14 protein-coding genes are annotated in these 12319 nt (G+C 53.4%); 8 read left to right on the top strand and 6 right to left on the bottom strand.

Going from position 1 to position 12319, the window contains the following annotated elements; all coding sequences use genetic code 11:
- A partial coding sequence (locus tag EJP87_RS09255) for an SNF2-related protein (protein ID WP_193771261.1) occupies positions 1 to 2892 on the top strand: 2892 nt, incomplete at its 5' end.
- A gap of 47 nt (positions 2893 to 2939) precedes the next feature.
- Here EJP87_RS09255 and EJP87_RS09250 read toward each other — a convergent pair.
- The 5 genes from EJP87_RS09250 to EJP87_RS09230 are packed head-to-tail and all read right to left on the bottom strand — an operon-like array spanning position 2940 to position 5556.
- The gene (locus tag EJP87_RS09250) at positions 2940 to 3143 is read right to left on the bottom strand and encodes a hypothetical protein (RefSeq protein ID WP_130471582.1); all 204 of its coding nucleotides are present in this window, start codon (positions 3141 to 3143) and stop codon (positions 2940 to 2942) included.
- A 44-nt stretch (positions 3144 to 3187) separates the two neighbouring features.
- Positions 3188 to 3607 (bottom strand): hypothetical protein, encoded by a 420-nt coding sequence (locus EJP87_RS09245; protein ID WP_130471581.1) that lies wholly within the window; start codon positions 3605 to 3607, stop codon positions 3188 to 3190.
- Between the two features lie 13 nt (positions 3608 to 3620).
- Positions 3621 to 4922 carry a recombinase family protein gene (locus tag EJP87_RS09240; RefSeq protein ID WP_193771260.1) on the bottom strand — a complete coding sequence of 434 codons (1302 nt, stop codon included), beginning with the start codon at positions 4920 to 4922 and terminating at the stop codon, positions 3621 to 3623.
- 2 nt (positions 4923 to 4924) lie between these two features.
- Entirely contained in the window at positions 4925 to 5359 is a 435-nt protein-coding gene (locus EJP87_RS09235; protein WP_130471580.1) for a DUF2924 domain-containing protein, read from the bottom strand.
- Positions 5356 to 5556, bottom strand: coding sequence for a hypothetical protein (locus EJP87_RS09230; RefSeq protein WP_130471579.1), 201 nt, complete (start codon positions 5554 to 5556; stop codon positions 5356 to 5358). Before EJP87_RS09230 ends, EJP87_RS09235 begins: the two co-directional genes overlap by 4 nt.
- 245 nt (positions 5557 to 5801) lie before the next feature.
- On the opposite strand from EJP87_RS09230, the gene EJP87_RS09225 reads away from it, so the two are divergent.
- From EJP87_RS09225 to recA, 7 genes are all read left to right on the top strand, one after another.
- The gene (locus tag EJP87_RS09225) at positions 5802 to 6395 is read left to right on the top strand and encodes a LexA family protein (protein WP_130471578.1); all 594 of its coding nucleotides are present in this window, start codon (positions 5802 to 5804) and stop codon (positions 6393 to 6395) included.
- A 41-nt stretch (positions 6396 to 6436) separates the two neighbouring features.
- The gene (locus tag EJP87_RS09220) at positions 6437 to 6823 is read left to right on the top strand and encodes a LexA family protein (RefSeq protein ID WP_193771259.1); all 387 of its coding nucleotides are present in this window, start codon (positions 6437 to 6439) and stop codon (positions 6821 to 6823) included.
- Positions 6769 to 8079, top strand: coding sequence for a Y-family DNA polymerase (locus EJP87_RS09215; RefSeq protein WP_320412230.1), 1311 nt, complete (start codon positions 6769 to 6771; stop codon positions 8077 to 8079). The genes EJP87_RS09220 and EJP87_RS09215 overlap by 55 nt, the downstream gene beginning before the upstream one ends.
- Before the next feature lie 98 nt (positions 8080 to 8177).
- Positions 8178 to 9341, top strand: coding sequence for a hypothetical protein (locus tag EJP87_RS09210; protein ID WP_130471575.1), 1164 nt, complete (start codon positions 8178 to 8180; stop codon positions 9339 to 9341).
- Position 9342: 1 nt separating this feature from the next.
- The gene (locus EJP87_RS09205) at positions 9343 to 10287 is read left to right on the top strand and encodes a hypothetical protein (RefSeq protein ID WP_130471574.1); all 945 of its coding nucleotides are present in this window, start codon (positions 9343 to 9345) and stop codon (positions 10285 to 10287) included.
- Between the two features lie 63 nt (positions 10288 to 10350).
- Positions 10351 to 10671, top strand: coding sequence for a helix-turn-helix domain-containing protein (locus EJP87_RS09200; protein WP_130471573.1), 321 nt, complete (start codon positions 10351 to 10353; stop codon positions 10669 to 10671).
- A 103-nt stretch (positions 10672 to 10774) separates the two neighbouring features.
- Positions 10775 to 11926 carry a recombinase RecA gene (gene recA, locus EJP87_RS09195; protein ID WP_130471572.1) on the top strand — a complete coding sequence of 384 codons (1152 nt, stop codon included), beginning with the start codon at positions 10775 to 10777 and terminating at the stop codon, positions 11924 to 11926.
- A 200-nt stretch (positions 11927 to 12126) separates the two neighbouring features.
- On the opposite strand, the gene EJP87_RS18480 is transcribed toward recA, so the two are convergent.
- Positions 12127 to 12319 (bottom strand): hypothetical protein (locus EJP87_RS18480; protein ID WP_227657551.1); only part of this gene is annotated, 193 nt, incomplete at its 5' end.

Here is a 12319-nt window from a genome sequence, read left to right as displayed (position 1 = left end):
TTCAATGAGGCTGCAGGGGAAGATGACAGCACACGTTTTGCCCACTTGGCCACTCTTCGCGAACTGATTTCCGACTGTAACGACGCTGGGGTAGATACTGACGCTTACATTCGGAACACCAAGATTGTGCATGCCGCCGCCTTTTCACTGCGGCTTCATACAGGGTTTGATGGTTTTCAAATCGATCCCGTACTGTTTGCCCGGCGTGTCAAGGAAGCCTGGGTAAATACCGATGGTGAAGCATCCATCAGCGAAGCTGAGAGTCTGTTGCCTGAGGCTTTGCAAGAGATCTTCTCTAAAGAGCGGTTTACGCAATGGGATGAGTGCCGGGACCGCTATGGTTTGGGTAATCATTATTATGTTTATATCGAACCGGGATTGCAGAAAGCGTTGACCATCGTCCGCAAGGTCCAAACCTCGGATGTCGAAACCCGTCGCAGGTTTGCGCGTAATCCTCAGTCATACCTCAAGGAATTTTTGGGCGATGCCGTCGAAGTTGCCGACCACCTGTTTATCGCCACCGAACAATATTCACAGCGTGTCGTGGACCTGGGGATCTGGCAGTCTACGATCCTCCCTTGGCTGAAGAGGGAGCCAAACAGTTGGCTGCCGGAGCGGTTCGGCATCCAGATTGGGGGACATCGTATCGAACTGGGTTCCAAAGAAATCGAACCTGCGCGGAGGACGGTGGCAGAGGCCATGGCTCGTGGTGATAGTACAGCCCGCATCGCAGAGCATGATGTCCCTGCTAATCAGGCGAGTTTGAATGTTTTGGATCAGTTGATGGGATTCGCCAAGCCAACTGTCGACCAAGTTGGTACCGAGTTGAACATGGAAAATGGCGCGGATGCCCATGGGAACAAAGAGAATTACGTGCCATCTGGCAAGCTTTTTCTCATCGTTGATGAGAATTACGAGGAGGTTTCTTACCATCGTAACCTGACTATTCGGGAGCCAAGTGGTGTAGGCGGCATCCCTTTGTCATTGTTAACTTCACTCAAGCCGCACCAGGAGGAAGGCTTGATCTGGCTGCAGTCCGCATGGCGTACCGGATTTCCAGGGGTCTTGTTGGCGGATGATATGGGTCTGGGAAAAACTTTGTTAGCGCTGACATTTCTTAAGTGGATGACTGACATTCGTGCTCATCTTGGCATGGAACGCCTGCCCATGATGGTCATAGCTCCAACGGGTCTTTTGGCAAACTGGAATGCGGAACATGAACGGCATTTGAGTGCGCCGGGTCTGGGAGTTCCGGTGCGCGCTTACGGTAACGACTTAAAACAACTCCGAGTTGATAGCTGGAGCGGGCGTGACGTGGATTTTGGTCAGCCGTTGCTTGAGAGTACCCGTCTTCAGGAGGCTGATTGGATTCTGACCACCTTTGAAACGCTGCGTGATTACCATCATTCGTTCGCCAAGGTACGGTTGGCTGTGGCGGTTTATGACGAGGCTCAGAAGATCAAGAACCCAACGTCCCAGCTTGCCCGGGCGGCCAAGACGGTTAATGCGGATTTTAACCTGACCATGACCGGAACGCCGGTGGAAAATAGACTTGAAGACCTGTGGGCCATCATGGATGTGACCTATCCGGGATATCTGGGCGACCTGAAAAGTTTCTCTGGCATCTATCCACCAGAGAAGATTGCGGCTCTCAAACGTTTGCGTTCGATTATGCTGGACCCGGTCGGTGAATCGCCCCCCGTTATGGTCCGCCGCATGAAGGTCGACAAACTCGAAGGGTTGCCTGAAAAGAGAACGGTTCCGTTGCCGAGGACGATGCCCAGAAAGCAGGCAGACAGCTATGCGGAAGTCGTCACACGTGGGAGTCTGGCGTCTGGCCCTGGCGCTATGCTGGAGATTCTCCATGCCATGAGGGGGGTGTCTCTGCATCCAATCGATCCTCAGCAAGCCCATGGTATTCCTCATGACGAGTATATCGCTTGGTCTGCCCGACTGGCGGCCACTTTTGAAATCCTGCGCCCTGTGGCGAATGCGAGGGAAAAGGCTCTGGTGTTCGTCGAAAGCCTAGACATGCAGGAGGCACTGGCGGCCATGCTCAAGCGGGAATTTCATCTAACCAAGCTGCCCATGCTCATCAATGGCAGAGTCTGCGGTGAAGAGCGCCAAAAGGCAGTGGACTCATTCCAGAATCGTCACGGCGAGTTCGACGTGATGATTTTATCTCCAAAGGCGGGCGGTGTCGGCCTGACACTGACTGCGGCCAACCACGTCATTCATTTGTCTCGTTGGTGGAATCCAGCTGTTGAGGACCAATGCACTGACCGCATTTATCGTATTGGACAAGGCAAGAGGGTAACGGTTTATTATCCAATGGCGGTTCACCCCGAGATCGGGGAAAGCAGTTTTGATATCAAGTTAAACGCATTATTGGAAAAAAAGCGTGCTCTGAGTCGCGACCTTTTGGTTCCGCCGGTGTTGGTCGGGGAAGATCAATCGACCCTGTTCCGCGAGACTATTGGCAGCATTGGCGATCGTGAAAGATCAGCAGATGATACGGACTTGGACGAATTGGACCGCATGACACCTGAACAATTCGAGAATTGGGTTTTGCGTCGGCTTCAGGCAAGTGGATACAGATCTCAACGTACTCCCCAATCGGGGGACGGTGGTGCAGACGGTATTGCTGTGCATTCCCAAACCGGTGAGTTTCTGATCATCCAATGCAAGCACCGCCAAGGGCCCTACTGTGATGCATCACCCGTTGATGATCTCTTGCGGGCACGGGCAGCCTATCGGCAGGATAATCCTCGCATGATGGCAGTGACAACGGCGAGAAGTTATACAGCCCAGGCACAGGAACGTGCAACCCGCCATGGAATAGAATTGGTTGCACGAGGTGCTTTGAAGGGGTTTCCGTATATGGCGTCATGATCGTGAGCTCATGCCGATACGGATGTCGGCAGCCGCACCAACCACCATCACCCTATCCCCCACAACCGGCGCTGCTCCACCCACTCCATCGGAAACCCCTTCGCCAACCCCCGCCAAGTCATCGCCTCCGGCTGCCTTCCGTCCAGTATCATCTCCACGATATCCGGTGCCAGCAGCGTCAACCGCATCACCTTGGCGACGTAGGAGTTGTCCAGATTCTCCCGCTCGGCCAGTTCAGAGATGGTGGCCACTTTACCACTCTCCAGTTGACGAAGCCAGATATGCGTTTTCCAGTTCAGTCATAACTGACCGCCGGAAACCCAAACTGCACCCGCTGCTCTGCCCAAATCATGGAGAAGGGCTCCATGAGGTTGGCCAGGGTGAGCGTCTCCGGCTGTCGGCCATCCAGGATGGCAGTGACAATATCCGGTGCCAACTGGTTCAAGCGCAGGATCCGGGAGATGTAGGAGTCGTTCATTTGCTCCCGTTCGGCCAGTTCCTTCATGCTCTTGACTTGGCCGGACTGGATCAATTTGGACCAACGGCGAGCACGACCCAACGCCTTGAGAATCGCTTGGTGTGGTGTCGGCGGTGGCGGTGCCCAGTCAGCGGCATCAGGTGGCAAAATGATCTTTGCCCGGACTTTGCCTTGTTTGACACGCATGGGGATGCGTACAGTCATGAACTCCCCATCGCTGCTCATGGTTGCTTTCATGCCATTCTCCATTCTATTCGAGTTCGGACAGGAGGCTTTGCAGGCCACCGGAGCGCATGGTCACATCGATGCCCTGGCGGCTGACATTCACCCTGCCAACCAGCAATTGCATCAGGCGCGACTGCTCCATGGGGAACAATTCGTCCCAGAGGCTTTCCAGGTTGCGCAGCGAATCCATCACCTTGCTTTCTGGCACCGTTTCATCGATGTTGTCCATGGCCCTGAAAGTTTTGAGCATCACCTCTGGCGTGCCAAGCAGGCCACGGACTTGGTTCAGAACGGTCTTTTCAACTTCACCAGCCGACACGTTGCGCAGCGGGCAGGGAGCAGTGCTTCCGCCTTTATCGGCGCCTTGGCAGGTGTAATACCGGTAGAGTTTTCCGGCCTTGCGGGTGAAGGTGGGTTTCATGGCGCGATCGCAGTATGAGCAGCTGATGATGCCTTTCAGGGGTGCAGGCGAGTCAACCCGTTTACTGCGCATCCGTTCCGGCGTGTGGTTGGCCAGCGTGGTGCGGACAGCGTCCCAGGTGGCGCGATCGATAATCGCCTGATGTTCACCGGCGTAGATTTCGCCTTGGTAGGCAATTTCGCCGACGTAGACGTGATGGCCGAGGATGCGGTAGATGGCACCCTTGTCGAGCGAGTGACCGTTTTTGCCAACCGCACCCGACTCGGCCAGTTCGTCGATGAGCTGGGTGACGGAGTTGGTTTCGATGAATCGGCGGAAGATGGTGCGCACCGTCTCCGACTCGGTAGGGTGGATCACCAATTTGCGCTCCTGGACGATGTACCCGAGTGGTGGGTGGCCGCCCATCCACATACCCTTTTTCTTGGATGCGGCGAACTTGTCGCGGATGCGCTCGGCGGAAATTTCGCGCTCGAACTGCGCGAAGGAGAGGAGCATGTTCAGGGTGAGTCGTCCCATAGATGTCGTCGTAGAAAACTGCTGTGTTACGCTGGAGAAGGTGACATTGTGGCGATCGAAGACCTCGACCAGCTTGGCGAAATCCATCAGGGAGCGCGTCAACCGGTCCAGCTTGTAGATGACAATCTGGTTGATCTTCCCGGCCTGAACGTCGGCCATCAGCCGTTTCAGGGCAGGCCGTTCCAGGTTGCCGCCGGTGAAGCCGCCATCGTCATAGCGATCCGGCAGCAGGTGCCACCCTTCGGCCTTTTGGCTGGCGATGTAGGATTCGCAGGCTTCCCGTTGGGCATCCAGGCTGTTAAAATCCATATCCAAACCCTCTTCGGTGGACTTCCGGCAGTAGATGGCGCAGAGCACTTTTGGCGTTACCATTTGTTTGTTTTTTGTCATGATTATTGTCCTTGTTTCTTCAGCTTAAAGAAAACCGCACCATTCCATTTTGTGCCGGTAATGGCCGTGGCCACCGCCGAAAGGCTGCCAAAGCGGCGGCCAAGATATTCAAATCCGTTGTCCAGGACCGTGCAGCAATGCTCGACACCCTTCCACTCCCGCACCAGCTTGATTCCAGGCATGAGGCGATCGGCGGGCAGCTTTATCTGTTCTGGCTCTTCATCCTCAACCGCCAGTTTGTTCAATCGCCGTTCATCACTGCTTGGCAACATACCGTAGGCCAGTTCCTGGTACCGAATGGCCAGACCTCGAACCAGGAAGGTTTTGTTGAACGATGGGGGCTCCGACTGGCAATACTCCACCCACTTCTTGCGTAGTTCTGTCGTCGACAGATTTGGCAGTTCGGCAAGGCGCTTCAAGACACTGATGTTGTTCATGTTCTTTCTCCGGTTGGTCGTGATTTCCGACCATGGAGCCATTGGTTGGGCGAGTTATCCAGGGAAATTTTCTCTGTTTTCTCTTTTTCTATCAGGCGTTTGGTGCCGGTGGCGAGAATGATGGCCACTTCGTCCAGGCGCTGGTCGGAGGTCATGTTGGTGGGGTGGGGGGTGTTGGTCATCAGCGATACCTTCATGGGCAGAGATTCTTCCTGATTGCTCTTGCCGTAGAAGATAAAGACATCGAACGGAAAAATTAAGCCTATTCAATTGGTTGGGGATGTTTCGGGCCAACAAATGGCTTTCCGGGATATTGCGGGATGTTTGATTCCTGACTGGCCATAATCAAAAAAATGAAGGAGGCGTGAGATTGTATTTGACATAAAGAACAATCGTTCTCTATAGTATAAATCACAGTCAAACATCAACCGAGGTTGGATCTATGGCACCCCCAAATCGTGACGCTGAGTACCTGAACCTATTGAGGGACTACTATGCCCGGTATCGGACATGGCCATCGTATACAAAATTGGGTGATGTTGTGGGGTTGAAGGCCAAATCGGCGGTATCAAAGCTGTTACATCGGCTGGAACAAACTGGTTACCTGCAACGCACCCCGGATGGTGAATGGGCGCCGACTGACCAATTTTTTGAACGCCCCTTGGTGGATGCCACGGTTCGAGCTGGCCTTCCAGAAACCGTGATAGATGCGTCGGACCACCCTGTTTTGATTGATAGCCTTCTGATTAGATCTCCGTCGCGCACGGTGTTGTTGCCGGTCAAGGGAGATTCCATGCAGGATGCCGGGATACTTGAAGGGGATTTTGTTGTGGTGGAGCGTTGCTCAACCGCGAATAGTGGTGCCCTGGTGGTAGCTGAGGTGGATGGGGAATTTACCCTCAAGACATTGGTTCGGGAAGGCAGGGAGTGGACGTTGCATCCTGCCAACGAAAACTACCCGGTGATCAGGCCGAAAGGTACCTTATCCCTGTTCGGCGTGGTAACCGGCTTGGTTCGTCGGTATGGGAAACGGTGATGAAATCGCCTTCAGTACCCAGGCAGATATGGGTGTCTGTGATGACCAGTCCAGTATATGCGGGTTTTCCCTCTCCTGCACAAGACGAGGCGATGGAGCAACTCGACATTGAGCAGTTGTTGGTTGAGCACCCATCAACCACCTTTTTTTGGCGTGTTGAAGGGTGTTCCATGGATGGATTTGGTATCCATCATGGCGACTATTTGGTGGTGGACCGTGCCGTGCCTGCTGCTGATGGGAGCGTCGTCATTGCAATTTTGAACGGTGGCTTTGTGGTGAAACAACTTGTGCGTCGTCGGGGTGTTGTTGTTTTGCGGTCTGCGCATCCAGATTACCCGGAGATTTGTGTCACGGAAGAGCAGGACTTGGCGATATGGGGGGTGGTGAGATGGTCTGTACATCGGGTGCCAATCGGAATATCGCGCTGATAGACGGCAACAATTTTTACGTGTCGTGCGAGCGGGTGTTCAATCCGTTGTTGTGGGACAGGCCTGTCGTGGTGCTCTCCAACAATGACGGCTGTGCGGTGGCTCGATCCAATGAGTCCAAGGCACTGGGAATCAAGATGGGTGAACCCTGGTTTCGGCTGCAGGATCTGGCGCAACGCCATGGGATTGTTGGGTTGTCCAGCAACTATGCTCTGTATGCCGATATGTCGCAGAGGATGATGCGCCTGTTGGGGAATTTCAGCCCTTTTCAGGAGGTGTACTCCATCGATGAATGTTTTCTTGACCTGGGTGTTGAGCCGGATGCCACCGATGTCGGCCAAATGATGCGCCGGGAAATTGCCGACTCACTAGGGTTGCCGGTTGGAGTGGGGATTGGACCGACCAAGACATTGGCCAAGTTGGCCAACCACGTTGCCAAGAAGCGTCCTGAATACAGTGGAGTATGCAATTTCAACACAATGGCGACAGATGATTTGGAACGCCTGTTGGCTGAAATAGAGGTTGGAGAGGTGTGGGGCGTTGGACCACGAGGGGCAGAGAAGTTGCGGGCGATGGGGATCACGAGCGTGCTTTTATTGCGCCGATCAGATTCCAGCCAAATGAGGAAGCGTTTTTCAATGGTGATGGAGCGCACTGTCCAGGAGTTGAAAGGAGTCTCCTGTTTGTCGTTGGAGATAGTTGCACCACCCCGACAACAGATTCAATCGTCGCGATCTTTTGGCCAAGCTGTCTATGCACAGGATGAACTGGGAGAAGCGGTATTGACCTTTTTACGTCGGGGTGTGCGGAGGATGAGGGGGCAAGGACTGGTTGCTGGTGCGATCCATGTTTTTATCCAGACGAATCCGTTCAGGGAACGTGATCCCCAATATCGGCAGGGAATAACGATGCCAGTGCCGAGCCCCACTTCTGATGAGTTGCGGCTTGCACGTATTGCCGTGCGTGGGTTGTCTATGATCTACAAGCCCGGGTATGCCTATCACAAGGCAGGGGTATTGTTGATGGAGCTGGAGAATTCCGCCAGCAGGCAGGGTGATCTGTTTGCCGATCGGCAGGCGGATGGTAAGAGTGCTGCTTTGATGGACACATTGGACGCGATGCGGAAACGGTTTGGTGCGGAGATTATTCGTATGGCTGGTGAAGGTGTGCGTCAGCGGTGGGCAGTAAGAGCGGCGAACCGCACACCGCGCTATACCACCCGTTGGGCAGAGATTCCGACAGCTTTTGCATGTTGATGCACACGGATGCGTCATTTGGGGCGCGCAACCATTCATTAATGACATATATTATTTTATTATAATAACAAAGTGACCAGTGCGAGAGGAGATGTCCGATGATGACCGTTGCCAGTGTGATACGCAAAACCCCTGTTTCAACCCTGCACAGCTATTTCGACGCACGACACATTGACTTGGGAGGCTTGGTGAACTGGCAGGATCACAGAACACCGACAAGCCAACGATTGCTCAAGGCCGTAGAGAGTCTGAAGAGCGACGATTATGCTGTTGTTGCGATGGATTTTGAGCGGATCGAAGAGATGACTGACGAAGTTGGGCAGTCATCCATCGCCGGTGTCATTCATGATGGCAGCAAATTGCAGTCGTTTTTCAACAGCCATGACCGGGCAATGTGGCTGTATTTGCATGATGAGAAAGCTTTCCGGCGGGCTGAAGAGGTGCGTTTTGCGGAAAGAAACCGGTTGGGGCAGAAATGGACCAGTTTTGTTGCCCAGAAGGGGATGACAGTACATGACGACGAAGAGTGCCGCCGGGAATTTGTGACGCGGATTTGCGAGATGTTCCACACGATGAACGCACAGGTGGAGGTGTACCAACGGCAGCAGATTTGTTCAAACCAGCCTACGCCACTGATAACCCAGGTAGTCATCTACCGTGAAGGATTGCCCGATGGGGTGTGGGTATTCGAGAACGGTACGTTGGAAATGCAATCGAGGCGTCCTGTCCTGGAGGCTGTGCTGACCTACAATCCGAATAATGGTGTCATAGAGGTTGCCGGTTTGGACTCAACAAACAGGCCACGGCTGTTTCGCGTTTTTTCCGAGGTCATGCTGGGCCAGAGGATGATTGGGTTGCGTGTTCCACTGCGCCAATACGATTTATCTTCGTTGGTCGCGCAGCGCACCTTTTCGACAGACCGCGAGGACGGTATTGCTTCGGTCTTGGTGCTTGCCGTGAAAGTGCATATGTCAAACTATCCTGGGGTGTGGTTCATGCTGGGTCAGAGAGAGGACGCAGATATCGGTCTTTATGAATTTTCCAAAGAACCGGAGCACCGAGTTCTCAGCCAGAAAGGAATAGAGATAGTTCAGGCAGATTTGGCAATCCGATTTCGTCCCAATCAGGAGAACCGCAGGGGCCAAGTTATCCGTGTGTCAATCAGTCTTCCCAATGGATGCGACCTGAAAGGCAGAACCAAAAGGGAACGACTGATCTGCGAGAAATATTTGCCACTCTGGGGATTGGTGCAGGAGGTGTAGCATGAATAGCCAACTGACGCACAAGGCATTCACAACGGCATTGATGCTGTTTGGTTTTCCAAAGAAGAATGTGTACAACAGCATGATGATCAATCGCGCCGAGGAGATCAAAGCCCTGTATGCTGCCGGGTTCTTGACCGATGGGCCGATTACCACGATGGTGCCGTATCGGGAGAGCGATGATCCAACCGACTGGAGGGATGCGGAATGGAATCCGGAAACGCGCACCTACCAATATACCTGTCTGACTGAAACCGGCATTTTAGATATTGATGTGCCAGATGAGGATATGAAAACTTATAACATTAATCTGGACTGGATGGCGAAGCATCTCCGTGATCTGGTCGAGATTGAATCAACGGCCCAGGTTCGCGTCATCATACCTGATTGCTTGTGGGAGTTGGGATATATCCGTGCTGGGCACCAGAGGGCGGCGATATTCCTGGCCAAGGATCTTGTCCGAGAGAACGTGTTTGAGGGTGTATATGACGCCTTTCTGGACTGGACGGGAAAGTCGCCAGGGCTTGTGTTGAGCAACAAGGTGCCCGGAAAGAGGCATGCCGAATTGCCCGGTGGGCATAGGATTCTCAGTTTGGATCGTCTGGTTATGGAGATGGGCAGTGGGTATTCACTCGATTTGGAACTGCTCCATGGTACCCTGAAGAGTGCCAGCCCTTATGCCGATCATGGGCCAGTTCAACCCAGTCCTGATTACAGCTCGATAAGAGTCCACGGCAGGGTGTTTGTGTTCACCGGCGAGAAACAACGCGACATCATCAGAGAGCTGTATCAGGCATGGAGGTTGAGCAATCCAAAACGTTATACACGTGAGATACTCCAGAAGATTGACTCCAAATCCAAATCGCTGTCCCAAGTGTTCAACCACCATCCTGATTGGAAGGAGTTGATTGAGTACAGTGGAGGTTTCTGCTGGCTCAAGGTTTGATCACGTCTGGTTGAGAATTTTTGTTGTAAAATATTGAACACACCAAGCAGCGAGGAAACAACTATGTCCGTGCCATTGGGAGAAAAGATCCATACCCTGCGCAAGGAAAAGAATATGACCCTGGACCAACTGGGTGCTTTGACGGGGTCCAGCAAAAGCTATCTCTGGGAGTTGGAACGGGGACGAATTCCACGTCCCTCGGCAGACAACCTGCTCCGCATCGCTCAAGCGTTGGATATCACAGCGTCCTACTTGGTAGACGAAGACATGGAACAACCCGATTATGAGGCAGTCGACCAAGTTTTCTTTTGCAAATACAGATCATTGCCTTCAGATACGCGCAAAAAGGTGCGCGACCTGGTTGATGTGTGGAGCAAAGCGTAAGGGAGGAGCCGAAATGTCCTGTCGAATGCTTCTTCTATGTCAACCACAGAGAATTTCTCTGATTCACAACAGTCATCAACTTTCATTATGAATAGGAGCCAATATGGCACTTGATAGTAATAAAGCCAAAGCCCTTGATGCCGCCATTGCCCAAATCGAACGGCAATGCGGTAAGGGTGCCATCATGCGTATGTCACTGGACACGGTTCAGTCGGTCCCAGTCATTTCCACCGGATCCCTGGGAGTAGACACGGCACTGGGTGTCGGCGGCCTGCCACGGGGACGGGTTGTGGAAGTATTTGGACCTGAATCATCTGGGAAAACCACGCTGGCATTGCACATTGCCGCCGAGGCTCAGAGACTTGGCGGTGTTGCCGCCTTCGTCGACGCCGAACACGCCATGGATCCCACCTATGCTCGCCAATTGGGCGTGGATGTGGATCAGTTGCTTGTTTCCCAACCGGACACCGGCGAACAGGCTCTGGAAATTGTCGACATGCTGGTACGTTCCGGTGCCGTCGATTTGGTGGTGGTCGACTCGGTAGCCGCGTTAACACCCAAGGCAGAGATCGAGGGAGACATGGGTGACGCGCATGTCGGTCTCCATGCCCGACTCATGTCCCATGCGTTGCGTAAATTGACCGGTTCCATCTCCCGATCCAACGCCATTGTGCTGTTCATCAACCAGATCCGCATGAAAATTGGTAATGCGTATGGCAACCCGGAAACCACTACTGGCGGAAACGCCCTCAAATTTTATGCTTCCATCCGCCTGGATATTCGCCGTATCGGCGCACTGAAGGACAAGGAAGATGTGGTCGGCAACCGGACAAGAGTCAAGGTGGTCAAGAACAAAATGGCACCACCTTTCCGCAGTGCTGATTTTGACATTGACTATGGGACTGGCATCTCGTTGGCTGGAGAAGTGCTGGATCTGGCCGTCGAGGCCAATATGGTGGAAAAATCAGGCGCATGGTATTCCAGAAACAACGAGCGGATCGGTCAGGGGCGGGAAAACGCCAAAAAATTTCTTATGGACAATCCGACCATGTTCAGCGAATTGGAGGGTCAACTCCGCAACAAAGCCGGACTGCCTGCAAGAAGCCGTGCCGCTACCGACGGTACACCATCGATCTCCTATACCACTCCTGTTGCCAAGTTGGGCAAAGGTAGTGGCAAGGGATACGGCAGCAAGCGCGCCACTGCCGACCGGGAGATAGAGAGCGACGACATGATACTTGATGATCTATCGTGATAACGGACCCGGGGTATATCGGCTTTGCCGGGTTGAAATTGTCGCCCCCTTGTGGGGCGATTTTTTTGTGTACTCGGCAGGGTGTATCCAACTCTTGCGGTAAACGCCATGTTTCGCCAGTTGCAGTACCCCGCCTAACCTCTGCCTAACCTCCGCCTCACCCTCAACCACTGTGTTGCTGTCCGCTATTGCCAGCCCGCCTAACCTCTGCCTAACCTGATCCAGCATAGAATCGCCAGACAGAGAGCCTTTTTCTGCGCATCATTTCCGGCCATTTCTCTGCCGGCAAAACATTGTTCCAGCCTGATGTCGCCATTGTGTTGCCTCAGACGGAATGTAACAATTGCCTCGTTCGGGTAAGCCAGATACAATGGCCAACCAACGGAGGTACGT

The organism is Candidatus Magnetaquicoccus inordinatus (genome assembly GCF_004217665.1).
Classification (GTDB): Bacteria; Pseudomonadota; Magnetococcia; order Magnetococcales; family Magnetaquicoccaceae; genus Magnetaquicoccus; species Magnetaquicoccus inordinatus.
The sequence above is the reverse complement of the archived record's forward strand: the minus strand, read 5'-3'. Positions and strand labels throughout refer to the sequence as shown.